Genomic DNA, 14,700 nt, shown 5'->3' with positions numbered 1-14,700 from the left:
GTCGTTCCGCCTGAATCTGAAGGAGTCATAGGATGCGTGTTGCTGTTTCCCTTGCCGGCCTGTGCGCTGGCCTGTTCCTGAGCCAAGCGGCGCTGGCCGCCGATCCGCTGCCGCAACGCTGGGTCAGTGCCGGCGGCTCTCTCAGTGAGTGGGTAGTGGCGCTGGGTGGCGAAAGCAAGCTGGTGGGCGTCGACACCACCAGCCTCAACCCCGCCTCGCTGAAGTCGCTGCCGAGCATCGGCTACCAGCGCCAGCTGGCCGCCGAGGGCATTCTCTCGCTGCGCCCGGACATGCTGCTGGGTACCGAGGAAATGGGCCCGCCGCCGGTGATCGAGCAGGTCAAGGCCGCGGGTGTGCGCATCGAGCTACTGCCCTCCAAGGCCGAGCTGCCGGTGCTGGAGAAGAACCTCAAGCTGATCGGCGGCCTGCTGGGTGACGAGGCCCGTGCGCAAAAGGTCTTCGCCGACTACAGCCAGCGCTTCGAGCAGCAGGCCAAGTGGGTCGCCGAGACCCAGCGCACGCAGAAGGCGCCGCGCGTCCTGCTGCTGCTCGGCCATGCCGGCAGCAACCCCATGTCCGCCGGCAAGGACACCGCCGCCGCCTGGATCATCGAACAGGCCGGTGGCCAGAACATCACCGATCACCTCGGCTACAAGGCGATCTCCAACGAGGCGCTGGCGGCACTGGACCCGGACGTGGTGGTGTTCGCCGATCGCCGTCTCGAAGGCGAGGAAGCCAAGGCTGCGCTGCTCAAGCAGAACCCCGCCCTGGCCATGACCCGCGCCGGCAAGCAGGGCCGCCTGCTGCCGCTGGACCCGACCCTGCTGGTGGGTGGCCTCGGCCCGCGCCTGCCGGATGGAGTGGCTGCGCTGTCCGCAGGCTTTTATCCTCAGGCTCCAGCCCTGACCGCTAACAGCCAGAACCAGCCATGACCTCAGCTGTACATTCGCGCCCACTGTTCATCGCACTGGGCGCCTTGCTCGCGCTCGCCCTCTGGCTGTCCCTGGCCCTCGGCCCGGTGAGCCTGCCCCTGGGCGACACCCTGCGTGCCGCCCTGCGCCTGGCCGGGATGCCCCTGGCGCCCGAAGGCCTGGAGCAGGCCGAACTGATCCTCGGGCAGATCCGCCTGCCGCGTACCTTGCTGGGCCTTGCCGTTGGCGCGGTGCTGGCGCTGTCCGGCGTGGCGATGCAGGGCCTGTTCCGCAACCCGCTGGCGGACCCCGGCCTGGTCGGCGTTTCCAGCGGTGCGGCCCTCGGCGCGGCGGTGGCCATCGTCGGCGGTGCGGCCCTCGGCGGGCTGTCCGAGAACATCGCGCCCTACCTGCTTTCCGCCTGTGCCTTCGCCGGTGGCCTGGGGGTGACCGCTTTGGTCTACCGCCTTGGCCGTCGCGACGGGCAGACCAGCGTGGTGACCATGCTGCTCGCCGGTATCGCCCTCAACGCCCTGGCCTTCGCCTGCATCGGTTTGTTCACCTACCTGGCGGACGACGCCACCCTGCGCACCCTGACCTTCTGGAACCTGGGCAGCCTCAACGGCGCCAGCTATGCACGGCTGTGGCCGCTGCTGCTGATCACCGGCGCGGTGGCGCTGTGGCTGCCGCGCCGGGCCAAGGCGCTGAACGCCTTGCTGCTGGGCGAGTCCGAGGCGCGTCACCTGGGCTTCGAAGTCGAGAAGCTCAAGCGCGAACTGGTGCTGTGCACGGCGCTGGGCGTCGGTGCTGCGGTGGCCGCTGCGGGGCTGATCGGCTTCATCGGCCTGGTGGTGCCGCACCTGGTGCGCCTGGTCGCCGGGCCGGATCACCGTGTCCTGCTGCCGGCCTCGGCGTTGGCCGGTGCCAGCCTGCTGTTGTTCGCCGACCTGGCCGCGCGCCTGGTGCTGGCGCCGGCGGAGATGCCCATCGGCATCGTCACCGCGCTGATCGGCGCACCCTTCTTCCTCTATCTGCTGCTGCGGGGGCGTCACTGATGCTGCGTGTCGAACAGCTTGAAGTGCACCGTGGCAGCACTGTAGTGCTGGCGGGCGTGGACCTGGAGCTGCGGCCCGGCGAAGTGCTGGGCGTGCTCGGCCCCAACGGCGCGGGCAAGAGCACCCTGCTCGGCGCCCTGAGCGGCGAGCTGAGCCTGGCCGCTGGCCAGGTCAGCCTGGAGCAGCGGCCGCTTGCCGAGTGGACCGGCCCGCAGCGTGCCCAACGCCTGGCAGTGTTGCCGCAGAGCTCCACCCTTAACTTCGGCTTCCGCGTCGAGGAAGTGGTCGGCATGGGCCGCCTGCCCCACGCGACGGGCCGCGTGCGCGATGCGGAAATCATCGGCGAAGCCCTGGAGGCGGCCGATGCCGCGCACCTGGCCGGGCGCAGCTACCTCGCACTCTCCGGCGGCGAGCGCCAGCGTGTGCACCTGGCACGGGTGCTGGCGCAACTGTGGCCGGGCGCGGAAGGGCAGCACCTGTTGCTGGACGAGCCCACCTCCATGCTCGACCCCCTGCACCAACACACCACCCTGCAGGCGGTGCGCGATTTCGCCGGGCGTGGCGCCGCAGTGCTGGTGATCCTTCATGATCTCAACCTGGCAGCGCGCTACTGCGACCGCCTGCTGCTGCTCTGCGACGGGCGCCCCCATGTGCTGGGCACGCCGGACGAGGTGCTGCAACCCGAGCCGCTGAAGGCCGTGTTCGGCCTCGACGTGCTGGTGCAGCGCCATCCGGAACGCGGCCATCCCCTGATCGTCGCGCGCTGAACGAACCCGAGGAATCCATCCATGCGTCTGCTTCTCCTGCTCATCATCGCGTCCCTGGCGGCGTGCCAGGCCACCCCGCCCTTGCCGCAGTGGCAGAGCCCGGAGGCCCGCCAGCATGCCGATCTCGGTGTGATCCGCGACCTGCGCAGTGGCGAAACCCTGAGCCCGCAGCAATTGCTCGACCGTCTCGCCGAGGCGCCGCGCGTGCTGGTGGGTGAGCAGCACGACAACCCCGACCACCACGCCCTGCAGCTGTGGCTGCTACAGGCGCTGGAAGGCCGCCGCAGCCAGGGCAGCCTGCTGCTGGAAATGCTCAACCCCGACCAGCAGGCCAAGGTGGATGCCGTGCACGCACGCATCCGTTCCGGCGCCCGCGAAGGTGAGCTGGAAAGCGCGCTGGCCTGGCAGAAGAACTGGGACTGGGCGCTGTACGGCACGATCGTGCGCCATGCGCTGGCCCAGCCTTACCCGCTGCTGGCGGCGAACCTGGATCGCAGCGAGATCATGCGCATCTACGGTGAGCAGCCAGCGCTCAGCGGCACCGCCTCGACCACGGCCACCGTGCAGGGCGCCCTGCGCGAGCAAATCCGCGAATCCCATTGCGGGCTGCTGCCGGAGAGCCAGTTCCCGGCCATGCTCGCCGTGCAGCAGCAGCGTGACCGGCGCATGACCGAGCGCCTGCTGGCGGCCCCGCAACCGGCGTTGCTGTTCGCCGGTGCCTTCCATGTGCGCCGCGACCTGGGCGTGCCGCTGCACCTGGCCGATCTCGGTGCGGGGGAGGGCAGTGCGGTGCTGATCCTCGCCGAGGCCGGCAAGACCGTGAAGCCCGGCAGCGCCGACTACGTCTGGTACACCGCCGCGCTGCCGGCCAAGGATCACTGTGCCGACCTGCGCGAGCGGATGAAGCCGGCTCAGTGATCCGAATCGATGATCACCTCCTCGCCCAGCGCGCCGTTCTCCGGTAGCGGCTGGTTGGTCGAGGAGGCGGCACGCATCACCCGCACGCCGCGGATGCCGGCGTCCCGCGCCGAGCGGATGTCGCTGTCCGAATCGCCGTAGTAGAGCGCGATGCCCTGCTGGCGGATGAACGCGGCCTTCTCCGGGCCGGACGAAAAGATCACCGGGTTCATCGCCTTGATGGCGAAGGTCTGCTGGAGGATCTCGCTGAGCTTCTCCCCGGGCGTGCTCGGCCGGCCGGTGATGAAGAAGATGCGGTCGCCCCGGGCCTGGTGCAGGTCGATCAGCCTGTGCCCTACCTCCTTGGGCAGCGAGTAGCGGTCGCAACCGCCATTGGTTTCCTGCCAGAAGCGCATGTCGTGCAGGTAGGCGTCACTGCCTGGCGAGTACTTCTGCTTGCCGTGATAGAAGCAGGGACTGGAAAACAGCAGCGTGTCGTCGATATCGAAACCGACGCTGATGGGCGCCTGCCCCGACAGGCTGCCGCCGATCTCTTCTACCGAAACCCAGTGCACCTCCGAAGGCAGTACCTCCTCCGCCAGCAAGGCGGTGGGGAAGGCTGCCGCGACAGCGAGGGCCAGGGCGTGGATCGTCTTGCGCATTGCGTACTCCATCGATGGGTTTGCTCGTCGGTTGGCTAGCAACCGGCATGCCGCCACGGGCCCGGAAGGGCGTCCGGCACGGGCGGCGGCTGCCCCATGAAACCTGACGCAGATGACAGGTTGATAAATTGTCGGACGATCAGCTCTTGATCCTGTCTGTTGAGACAACTTGGTGCGGCCTTCTCGATGAAGTCGCCAGATTGGGGCATTGGCCGATGTGAGTGTGTTCACCGCTCAGAGTCCTGTGGCTCTGCTGCGGGGCCCGCCAATCAAACGCTTATTTCAATTCTGATTGTGAAGTCAGTTCCTGGCACGCTCCGTGCTGTCATCAAAGCGTTACATGAACTCGCCATCATTCGCGCCAATCCTGCGTTGATGGTCAGGATCAAATGAGGGCAGGTTGCGGCCGCCCATCGCTGATGACTGTGGGAGGTTGTGTCCTCATGCGTAGCTGGGACGTTGCGAAGAAGAAGAAGGCCCACATCGAGATCATCCCGATGATCGATGTGATGATGTTCCTGCTGGTGTTTTTCGTGCTGGTGAGTCTCAACGTGATTCCTGCCGTGGGCATCAAGACGCAGTTGCCCACGGCCGCCCATGCCCAGCAGTTGAAGCCGCAGAACAAGGCGGTGATCACCCTGGGCCTGGAAGAGAAATTGCAGCTCGATGGCCAGGATGTCAGCGAGAGCCTGCTGGTCGAACAGTTGAAAGTGCTGGAAGGCACGGCCGAGAAGTTGGTCATCATCATCAATAGCGACCAGGGCGTGGAAGTTAAGCGCCTGGTGGCGGTGATGGACTTGCTCAAGGGCAATGGCTTCTCTTCCGTTTCCATCGCCACGCGTAAATCCTGACACCATGTTTCCTATCTATCGAACTCGCAAGTTCATTGCGTGTGTGCCGGCGGCTTGCCTGCTTCTCGTATTCGTTTATTCCGCCAGTTCGCAGAGCTTGCAGATGAAACCCAAGTACGACGACAGCGCCGTGGAAATCGCGCTGGTGGATCCGGCCGATTTCATGCCGCCACCGCCCGAGCCGGAACCCGTGGTCGAAGCGCCGCAGCCGGAACCCGAGCCGCTGCCCGAACCCGAAGTCGAGGAGCCGGTGGTGATCGAGCCGCCGAAGCCCAAGCCCGTCCCCAAACCGGTGCCCAAGCCTGTGGTGAAGCAGGTGGAGAAACCCAAGCCGCAGGTGGTCAAGCAGGCGCCCAAGCCCGCGCCGCCCGTGGTGGCCAAGGCAGCGCCAGCCCCGGCTCCGACGCCCGCGCCGGCCCCGGTGAGTGTGCCGGTGGCGCCGCCCGCGCCCCGCGACAACAGCGCGGCGATGGAAAGCGTCTACACCGCCGCCCTGCGCAAGGAGCTGGAGAAATACAAGCAATACCCGCGTGGTCGCGAGGCTTCGTTGCAGCGCCCCGAAGGCAACGTGGTGGTCTGGCTGTTGGTGGACCGAGTGGGGAATGTCCTGGATGCAGGCATTGAAAGCAAGGCAACGAACATGTTGCTGAACAAGGCTGCACAAACAAGTTTGCGTCGATTGGAAAAAGTTTCGCCGTTCCCGAGCGAAGCCTTCCAGGGAAAAGACAAACAACGATTTACGGCGACCTTTAGTTACAACGTCGAGTGATCAAGTACCCATAACTAATCAAATAAACGAAGGCGTTCCTTTTTATCGAGGAGTTTGGTCCGTGAAGTTTAATAAGTTATTTGCAATGTTCCTGGCCGCTGGCCTGGGGGGATGGACGATGGCGGCGCTGGCCGCTGAAGAGTCCGCAGATTCCGTTGATGTGGGCAAGGTGAAAGTCACCGGGCAGAATCTGGGCAATGGCCAGATGGTGGTTGAGTCCGCGCCCAAGTCACGCTCGACCGTGACCAAGGAAGCGCTGGACAAGATGAGCGCCACCGGCAACGCCATCGACAAGCTGAAGTACACGCCGGGGGTCAACGTCTCCAGCGACGACTCCAGCGGCCTCAGCGGCTTCAACTTCACCATGCGCGGGATGAACTCCGACCAGGTCGGTGTTTCCCTCGACGGCATCCCGGTGAACGACTCGGGCAACTACAACCTCTACCCGAACCTGCTGGGCGACCCGGAGAACCTCGGCGAAGTATTCGCCACCCAGGGCTCTTCCGAGATCGACGCGCCGCATATCGGCTCCTCCGGCGGCAACGTCGGCCTGGTGACCCTGCGCCCCGAGAAGGACTTCGGCGTCTTCGGCAAGCAGACCATCGGCAGCAACAACCTGCGCAAGACCTTCGTGCGGCTGAATACCGGCAAGTACAACGGCTTCAGCAACTACATCTCGGCGTCCCACACCGAGGGTGACAAGTGGCGCGGCGAAGGCGTGCTGCGTGCCGACAAGGTCACCCTCAACAGCCTGTTCGAAGATGGCGAAGGCAACTCCCTGAATGCGGTGATCAACTACCACAAGCAGGAAAACTACAACTACTCGAACCCCAGCAAGGCCCAGTTCAAGACCTACGGTCGCGACTTCGACTACCTGGACGACCCGCGCTACAACAGCAACGGCAAGATCATGACCGGCAGCGGCAGCTCGCTGAACGGCGTGACCCGTGGCACCGGCTACTCGGTGCTGATGCGCAACCCCTTCGAGAACGTCACCGCCTCGCTGACCGGCCGCTTCCAGCTGCGCGACGACGTGCTGCTCACCGTGGCGCCCTACTACTACTGGGCCAACGGCGGCAGCTTCGGCAGCTTCACCGGCCCCTACTCGCTGAACCGTGGCACCAGCAACACCGGTGGCAACTACGACCTGGGCAACCTGCCGACCTCCGGCCAGCTCAACGCCGATGGCACGCCCAACAGCGGCCTCTACTACCGCCCCTCGATCACCGAGACCTGGCGCCCCGGCATCAACACCAGCATCAAGTGGGACATCAACGACGAGCACAGCTTCAGCACCGGCTACTGGTACGAGCGCGCCCGTCAGCGCCAGACCCAGCCCTTCGTGCCGCTCACCCCCGATGGCAAGCCTGTGGATATTTGGGCCGGCTACCACGACTCCGAGCAGGCACGGGACGCCAACGGCAACGTGATCCAGGGCCGCAACTACTTCACTGTGACCCCGGCGCACAAGCTGTTCGCCCAGGACGTCTGGTCGGTGACCCCGGACCTGACCCTGACCGCCGGCATCGCCTACGACTACTCCGAGCGCAAGGGCGACAACCGCGGCAGCCTCACCGAGAAGAAAGAGAAGCGCAACAAGACCTACCACGAGCTGCTGCCGAGCTTCAGTGCCCAGTACCTGCTGGATGACGAGAACCAGCTCTTCTACAACCTCACCCGCAACATGCGCACGCCGCCGAACTACGTGCTCTACAACAAGGGCGACTCCATCAGCCTCGAGCCCGAGCTGAGCTGGAACCATGAGTTCGGCTGGCGCTACGCGGTCGAGGACATGGCCCTCAGCGCCACCCTGTTCTACCTGACCTTCGAGAACCGCCAGGTTTCCAGCCGCGACGAAGCCGGCGACTTCGTGATGCTCAACGTCGGCAATGTGGTCAACCAGGGCCTGGAGCTGGAGTGGAGCGGCCTGCTGCCGCACAACTTCAACTACTACGCCTCCTACACCTATACCGAGGCCGAGCAGAAGGACAGCGTGCGCTACCGCGGCGTGGACCTGCCCACCGAAGGCAAGACCGTGGCCGGCGTGCCGAAGAACATGTTCAACCTGAGCCTGGGCTACGACGACGGCCTGTACTACGGGAACATCGTCGGCAAGTACGTCAGCCGCCAGTACGGCGACCTGACCAACGACGAGAGCATCCCCGACTACGCCATCGCCGACCTCAACCTGGGCGTGCACCTGCCGGTGCAGGGCACGGCGCTGAAGAGCGCGGCGGTACGCCTGTCGGTGAACAACCTGTTCGACAAGGAATACCTGTCGGGCGTGCGCACCACCCAGTTCAACGCCGTGACCTACTCCCAGGGCAGCGCCTCGGCGTTCGGCAGTTCGCCGTTCTACACCATCGGCGAGGAGCGCACCGTTTCGGTCAGCTTCGAAGGCTCCTTCTAAATCCACCCCGAAGTCCGCAGGGCCTTCGGGCCCTTCGGCACACCCTGAGTTCGCTGGAGGTACCACATGAATATGGATCTGCTGCACGACATCACCTTCTACGTGATGTACGGCGCCGCCGCGCTGGCGGCCTTCATCGCCGTGGAGCGCGGCATCTTCTTCGCCTACAGCCTGCGCCAGGCGGTGAAGCTGGAAGCGGCGCTGGTACCGAGCATGCACGGCATCAACGAGCTGCCGGCCGCGCTGAATGGCCGCAAGAGCCTGCCGCTGGAGATGATCGACCAGCTGTTCGAGCAGAAGGGCGCGGTCAGCTCCCACAAGGACCTGGAAGACCTCAGCGAATCCATCTACATCGCCACCCGCGGCAAGCTGATGCATGGCCTGTGGATCCTCGAGACCGTGGTCACCGCAGCGCCGCTGCTGGGCCTGCTGGGCACCATCCTCGGCATCATCGACACCTTCCGTGCCCTGGCCGAGGCGGGCGTTTCCGACCCGGGCGAAGTGTCCAAGGGCATCGGCACCGCGCTGTTCGCCACCGCGCTGGGTATCGCCATCGCCCTGATCGCGATGATCCTTCCAGGACCGTGTCGAGCGCATCACCGACCACCTGAAGATCCTCCTGCTGCGTGCCGGCATGGGCACCGTGGTCCGCACGGCGGCGCCGGTCGCCAACGGCCAGTTGCAGCCGGCCTGATGCGCGTAGGGGAGTCACGCATGTCCCGTTCCTTTGCCCGCAGCCGCTTGCTGGGCGCACTCCTTCTCGCCGGCTTGGCCGGTTGCGGGCAGGAAGCCGCGCAGCCGGTGGCGGTGAACCTGGTGGCGATCAACGATTTCCACGGTTACATCCAGGGCAGCAGTTTCCGCTACCCGGACCCGGCCAACCCCGGCAAGACGCTGTCGGTGAACGCCGGCGGCATCGCCACCCTTGGCGGCATGCTGGCGGAGCTGCGCAAGCAGGACCCGCAGCTGCTGTTCATCGGCGCCGGCGACCTGGTGGGCGGCAGCCCGCCGATCTCCGCCATGTGGGCCGACGAGCCCAGCCTGGAGGCGCTCAAGGCCATGGGCCTGCGCTTCACCGCCGTGGGCAACCACGAGCTGGACCTGGGCAAGGCCGAGCTGCTGCGGCAGATCCACGGCGGCTGTGAATCACCGCGCCCGGAGAAAGCCTGCAGCTTCCGCGGTGACTACAAGGGCGCCGGGTTCGATTACCTGGCCGCCAACCTGGTGGACAGCGCCACCGGCAAGCCACTGCTGCCGGCCTACCGCATCGAGGAGGTGAAGGGGGTCAAGGTGGCCTTCGTCGCCGCGATCCTGCGTGACGTCGCCAGCGTGGTCCGCCCCAGCGGCCTGGCCGGGCTGGAGGTGCGCGACGAGGCTGATTCGATCAACGCGCTTATCCCCGAGATCAAGGCCGCCGGTGCCAACGCCATCGTCGCCGTGGTGCATCAGGGGGGCAGCACGCCCGAGCCCTTCGACAAACCCGCCTGCCAGCAACTGGGTGGCGAGATCGTCGATGTGGCCAAGCGCCTGGACCCGGCAGTGGACCTGCTGCTCAGTGCCCACAGCCACCAGGGCTATCTGTGCCAGGTGGGCAAGCTGCCGGTGACCCAGGGCTCCTCCTACGGCCACCTGCTCACCCAGCTCACCCTGGACGTGACGCCGGGGACCCACAAGGTGACCCGCATCGAGGCCCGCAACCTGCTGGCCGACCCGGCGCGTTATGCCGCGGACGAGAAGCTTGCGGCGCTGCAAAGCGAGATCGAAGCGCGCAGCAATGCTGTGCTGGCGCGGCCCATCGCCCGGCTGGCGGCTGTTGAGGTGCGTCGCGAGGTGAACGAGGCGGGCGAATCGGCCATGGGTGATCTGATCGCCGATGCACAGCTGGCCGCGACCCGCTCGCAGGGTGCGCAGCTGGCATTGATGAACCCGGGCGGCATTCGTGGCGACCTGGCACTGGAACAGGGGCTGGAGACGGTCAGCTATTCCCAGGTGGCCAGCTCGCAACCTTTCAACAACACCCTGCACCTGCTGACCCTCAGTGGCGCGCAACTGGTGGCGCTGCTGGAGCAGCAGTGGAACGCCGAGGGTGCTTTCAAGCCGCTGCAAGTGTCTTCGTCCTTCAGTTACCAGTGGGATGCGGGGCGCCCGGTGGGGCAACGCGTGCTGGTCGACAGCCTGCGTGTCGATGGCCAGCCGGTGCTGGCGGATGGACGCTACCGGGTGGTCTCCAATGCCTTCCTCGCAGAGGGGGGCGATGGCTTCAGCCTGTTCCGCGAAGGGGCGGAGCATCGCGACAGTGGTATCTCCGACCTGGACGCGCTGATCGACTACCTGGTGGCCCAGGACCAGGCCGGCAAGCCGGCGGGTGCGGCCGAAGGCGCGGGGCGCATCCGCCGTGTGGATATGGCGGTCAGCCAACGGGAATAGCGGCTTGCAACAAGGAGGCGCCTGCATGACGGGCGCCCGATAACCATAAAGAAGGCGACCCAGAGTCCCGGACGGTACCCATGAACGATGTTGCTCGATCCGCTCTGTGCGAGCGGTTGTTGCCCCAGGCCATCGAGGCTGCGGCACGCACCTACAGTCCCTATTCCCGATTCCCCGTCGGGGCGGCGCTGCTCACCCATGACGGCCAGGTGATCCTCGGCTGCAACGTGGAAAACGGCTCCTACGGCCTGACCAACTGCGCCGAGCGCAGCGCGCTGTTCGCCGCCATCAGCCAGGGCCATGCGCCGCGCAGCTTCAAGGCGTTGCTGGTGTTCGCCCCGGAGGTTCCGGTGATCAGCCCCTGCGGCGCCTGCCGTCAGGTGATCAGCGAGCTGATGGCGGCCGACTGCCCGGTGATCTGCTGCGGCAGCGACCCGGAATCGACCCGCCTGTGGCGCGTCGACGAGCTGCTGCCCGGCGCCTTCGCCCTCTAGAACAACGACAAGAACAACGACGCACCTTTCTTCTGGGGAATCCATTTCATGATCGGCATGCTCGGCATCCTGATGTTGCTGGTAATCGCGTACCTGTTGTCGTCCAAGCGCAGCGCCATCAACCTGCGCACGGTCGGCACCGCCTTCGTGCTGCAGGCGGGGTTCGCCGCCTTCGTGCTCTACGTGCCCTGGGGGCAGAACTCCCTGGCGGCCATGTCCAACGTCGTCAGCAGCCTGGAAGACAGCGCCACCAAGGGCATCGACTTTCTCTTCGGCGGCCTCAACAGCGCCAAGATGTTCGACCTGTTCGGTGGCGGCGGCTTCGTCTTCGCCATCAAGGTGCTGCCGGTGATCGTGTTCTTCAGCGCCTTCATTGCGGTGCTCTACTACCTGCGCGTCATGGACGTGATCATCTCGGTGATCGGTGGCGCCCTGCAGCGCGCCATGGGCACCAGCCGCACCGAATCCCTGTCGGCCACCGCCAACATCTTCCTCGGCCAGACCGAGGCGCCGCTGGTGGTGCGCCCCTACATCCCGCACATGACCCGCTCCGAGCTGTTCTCGGTGATGGTCTGTGGCCTGGCCTCCACCGCCGGCTCGGTGATGATCGGCTACGCCAGCCTCGGTGTTGACCTCAAGTACCTGATTGCCGCGAGCCTGATGTCGGCGCCCGGCGGCATGCTCATGGCCAAGCTGATGGAGCCTGAAAGCGAGACGCCGCAGGACCGTCCGGACCTGATCGAGGGCTACGCCGACGACCGTCCGGCCAACGTGCTCGACGCGGCCGCCGCCGGTGCGTCCAGCGGCCTGCAACTGGCGCTGAACGTAGGTGCCATGCTGCTGGTGTTCATCGCTCTGGTGGCGGTGCTCAACAGCCTGATGGGCTGGCTCGGCGGCTTCGTCGGCTACCCCGGCGTGACCCTGCAATTGCTGCTGGGCTACGCCTTCGCTCCGGTGGCCTGGCTGCTTGGCGTGCCCTGGGCAGAAGCCATCCAGGCCGGCGGCTTCATCGGGCAGAAGATCGTGCTCAACGAGTTCGTCGCCTATGTCGACTTCGCCCGCTACATCAATCCGATCCAGGCGTCGGCCGCCGGTGTCGAGGTGCTCAGCGCCCACACCCAGGTGATCGTCACCTTCGCCCTGTGCGGCTTCGCCAACCTGTCCTCCATCGGCATCCTGCTGGGCGGCATGGGGGTGATGGCGCCCAACCGCCGCAAGGACCTCGCCCGGCTCGGGGTGCGCGCGATGATCGCCGGCACTCTGGCTAACCTGATGAGTGCGGCTTTGGCCGGACTGTTCGTTTCGCTCTGAATCACTGCAACGGGATGCCGGCTCATGGCGCATCCCTGGGGAATGTTCTGAATGACTCTATTGACGGATACCGAACTGGCCCGGTTGGCCATCGGCCTGCTGGACCTGACTTCGCTCAACGACGATGACGACGAGACCGCCATCGCCGCCCTCTGCCAGCGTGCACTGACCGCCGAGGGGCGGGTGGCGGCGCTGTGCATCTACCCGCGCTTCATCGGCTTCGCCCGACGGACCCTGGAGGAACTGGGTGCCGGCGACCTGCGCATCGCCACCGTGACCAACTTCCCCCAGGGCGCCGACGACATCGCCTCCGCCGTGCGCGAGACCGCTGCGGCGGTGGTCGATGGCGTGGATGAAGTGGACCTGGTCTACCCCTATCGCGCGTTGCTAGCTGGCGATGCCGAGTGTGGCCGCGAGATGGTCGCTGCCTGCAAGGCCGCGTGCGGGGAGCGGGTGTTGCTCAAGGTGATACTCGAAACCGGCGAACTGGCCGACCCGGAGCTGATCCGCCAGGCCAGCCGCGACGCCATCGCCGCCGGTGCCGACTTCATCAAGACCAGCACCGGCAAGGTGGCGGTCAACGCCACGCCCGAGGCCGCGGCGCTGATGCTTGGGGTGATCCGCGAGATGGGCGGCCGGGTGGGCTTCAAGCCGGCAGGGGGGATTCGTACCTTGGCCGATGCGCGCCGCTATATCGAACTGGCGGCCGCTGAGCTGGGCCTGGACTGGATCGATGCCCGTCACCTGCGTCTGGGTGCCTCCAGCCTGCTCGGCGATCTGCTGCGGGTGCTTGGCCAGGCCGATGCCGTTGTGTCGGAGGGCTACTGATATGTGGCTGGCGCAGGAAGTGATCCGTCGCAAGCGCGATGGCCAGGAGCTGGCGGGGGATGACATCCGCCGCTTCGTCGAGGGCATCAGCGATTCCAGCCTTAGTGAAGGCCAGGTGGCGGCGTTCGCCATGGCGGTGCTGCTCAAGGGCATGAGCCTGGACGAGCGCATCGCCCTCACCACCGCCATGCGCGACTCCGGCCAGGTGCTGGCGTGGGACCTGCCCGGCCCGGTGGTGGACAAGCACTCCACCGGCGGCGTCGGCGACCTGGTGAGCCTGGTGCTGGCGCCGTTGCTGGCGGCCTGTGGCTGCTACGTGCCGATGATCTCCGGGCGTGGCCTGGGGCACACCGGCGGCACCCTGGACAAGCTGGAAAGCATCCCCGGCTACTGCACCCGCCCCGACCCCGAGCGCCTGCGCACGGTGGTAGCGGAGGTGGGCTGCGCCATCATCGGCCAGACCGCCGACCTGGCGCCGGCGGACAAGCGCCTGTACGGCATCCGCGATGTCACCGGCACGGTGGAGTCGGTGGACCTGATCACTGCGTCCATCCTGGCGAAGAAGCTCGCCGCCGGGCTCGATGTGCTGATCATGGACGTGAAGAGCGGCAATGGCGCCTTCATGAGCGACCCGCAACAGGCCGACCTGCTGGCACGCAGCCTGGTGGCAGTGGCCAATGGCGCTGGCGTGCGCACCCGCGCGGTGATCTCAGACATGAACCAGCCGCTGGCCCGTAGCGCCGGCAACGCGTTGGAAGTGGAAGAGGCGCTGGCCCTGCTCAAGGGCGAGGTGCGCAGCCCGCGCCTGTGGGAAGTGACCCTGGTGCTGGCCGAGGAAACCCTGGTGGCCGCCGGGTTGGCGGAGGACTGCGCCCAGGCCCGCGAGCGCCTGCTGCAGGCCTGGCGCGACGGCGCGGCACTGCAACGCTTCAACCTGATGGTCGATGCCCTGGGCGGCCCCCGGGGCCTGCATCGCGAGCCCTGGCGCCACCTGCCCTGGGCGCCGGTGGTGCACCCGGTGCATGCCGAGCGCGGCGGTATCGTCCAGGCGGTGGATACCCGCGCCATCGGCCTCGCGGTGGTCGCCCTGGGCGGCGGTCGCAAGCGCCCGGAAGACGAGGTCGACCCGGCGGTGGGCTTCAGCGCGCTGGCGCTGCCCGGGGAAAGGGTCGGAGACGAGCAGCCGCTGGGGCTGGTGCATGCTCGGGATGCCGCCAGCGCCGAGCGTGCAGCAGCGGCCTTGCGCGCGGCCTACCAACTGGGCGATGGCGAGGCGCAGGTCGCCGAGCTGATCGGCCAGCGTTACTAGGAGCGGACC

General features: G+C 66.7%; 13 protein-coding genes and 1 pseudogene. 13 read left to right on the top strand and 1 reads right to left on the bottom strand.

What is annotated here, in order from left to right; translation table 11 throughout:
• Positions 1-32: 32 nt before the first annotated feature.
• The 4 genes from PI990_RS27385 to PI990_RS27370 are packed head-to-tail and all read left to right on the top strand — an operon-like array spanning position 33 to position 3,651.
• Positions 33-932 (top strand): heme/hemin ABC transporter substrate-binding protein, encoded by a 900-nt coding sequence (locus PI990_RS27385; protein WP_271659060.1) that lies wholly within the window; start codon positions 33-35, stop codon positions 930-932.
• Positions 929-1,966: a FecCD family ABC transporter permease gene (locus PI990_RS27380; RefSeq protein WP_263404313.1), complete on the top strand. Its 1,038-nt coding sequence runs from the start codon at positions 929-931 to the stop codon at positions 1,964-1,966. Before PI990_RS27385 ends, PI990_RS27380 begins: the two co-directional genes overlap by 4 nt.
• On the top strand, positions 1,966-2,733 hold the full coding sequence (locus PI990_RS27375) for a heme ABC transporter ATP-binding protein (RefSeq protein ID WP_271659059.1): 768 nt from the start codon (positions 1,966-1,968) through the stop codon (positions 2,731-2,733). Before PI990_RS27380 ends, PI990_RS27375 begins: the two co-directional genes overlap by 1 nt.
• 21 nt (positions 2,734-2,754) lie before the next feature.
• Positions 2,755-3,651: a ChaN family lipoprotein gene (locus tag PI990_RS27370; protein WP_271659058.1), complete on the top strand. Its 897-nt coding sequence runs from the start codon at positions 2,755-2,757 to the stop codon at positions 3,649-3,651.
• Here PI990_RS27370 and aphA read toward each other — a convergent pair.
• Positions 3,645-4,292, bottom strand: a complete 648-nt coding sequence (aphA, locus tag PI990_RS27365) for an acid phosphatase AphA (RefSeq protein ID WP_184490972.1) — start codon at positions 4,290-4,292, stop codon at positions 3,645-3,647. The two genes, PI990_RS27370 and aphA, sit on opposite strands and share 7 nt — an antisense overlap.
• 443 nt (positions 4,293-4,735) lie before the next feature.
• Between aphA and PI990_RS27360 the strand changes: the two genes are divergently transcribed.
• From PI990_RS27360 to deoA, 9 genes and pseudogenes are all read left to right on the top strand, one after another.
• Entirely contained in the window at positions 4,736-5,143 is a 408-nt protein-coding gene (locus tag PI990_RS27360) for an ExbD/TolR family protein (RefSeq protein WP_263404309.1), read from the top strand.
• A 4-nt stretch (positions 5,144-5,147) separates the two neighbouring features.
• Positions 5,148-5,912, top strand: coding sequence for an energy transducer TonB family protein (locus tag PI990_RS27355; protein WP_271659057.1), 765 nt, complete (start codon positions 5,148-5,150; stop codon positions 5,910-5,912).
• A gap of 61 nt (positions 5,913-5,973) precedes the next feature.
• The gene (locus tag PI990_RS27350) at positions 5,974-8,322 is read left to right on the top strand and encodes a TonB-dependent receptor family protein (protein ID WP_271659056.1); all 2,349 of its coding nucleotides are present in this window, start codon (positions 5,974-5,976) and stop codon (positions 8,320-8,322) included.
• 66 nt (positions 8,323-8,388) lie between these two features.
• A pseudogene (locus tag PI990_RS27345) lies at positions 8,389-9,016 on the top strand (MotA/TolQ/ExbB proton channel family protein).
• Positions 9,017-9,036: 20 nt separating this feature from the next.
• A complete protein-coding gene (locus PI990_RS27340) occupies positions 9,037-10,749 on the top strand; it encodes a bifunctional metallophosphatase/5'-nucleotidase (RefSeq protein ID WP_271659055.1) in 1,713 nt (570 codons plus the stop codon).
• 80 nt (positions 10,750-10,829) lie between these two features.
• The gene (cdd, locus tag PI990_RS27335) at positions 10,830-11,243 is read left to right on the top strand and encodes a cytidine deaminase (protein WP_031287624.1); all 414 of its coding nucleotides are present in this window, start codon (positions 10,830-10,832) and stop codon (positions 11,241-11,243) included.
• A gap of 48 nt (positions 11,244-11,291) precedes the next feature.
• The gene (locus PI990_RS27330) at positions 11,292-12,554 is read left to right on the top strand and encodes a NupC/NupG family nucleoside CNT transporter (RefSeq protein ID WP_021219300.1); all 1,263 of its coding nucleotides are present in this window, start codon (positions 11,292-11,294) and stop codon (positions 12,552-12,554) included.
• Between the two features lie 51 nt (positions 12,555-12,605).
• Positions 12,606-13,382 carry a deoxyribose-phosphate aldolase gene (gene deoC / locus PI990_RS27325; RefSeq protein ID WP_271659054.1) on the top strand — a complete coding sequence of 259 codons (777 nt, stop codon included), beginning with the start codon at positions 12,606-12,608 and terminating at the stop codon, positions 13,380-13,382.
• Position 13,383: 1 nt separating this feature from the next.
• A complete protein-coding gene (gene deoA / locus PI990_RS27320; protein ID WP_184490953.1) occupies positions 13,384-14,691 on the top strand; it encodes a thymidine phosphorylase in 1,308 nt (435 codons plus the stop codon).
• Positions 14,692-14,700: the final 9 nt, after the last annotated feature.

The organism is Pseudomonas sp. TUM22785, assembly GCF_028198105.1.
Taxonomy (GTDB): Bacteria; Pseudomonadota; Gammaproteobacteria; order Pseudomonadales; family Pseudomonadaceae; genus Metapseudomonas; species Metapseudomonas solani.
Note: the sequence above shows the minus strand (reverse complement) of the source record. Positions and strands in the feature narration are given on the sequence as shown.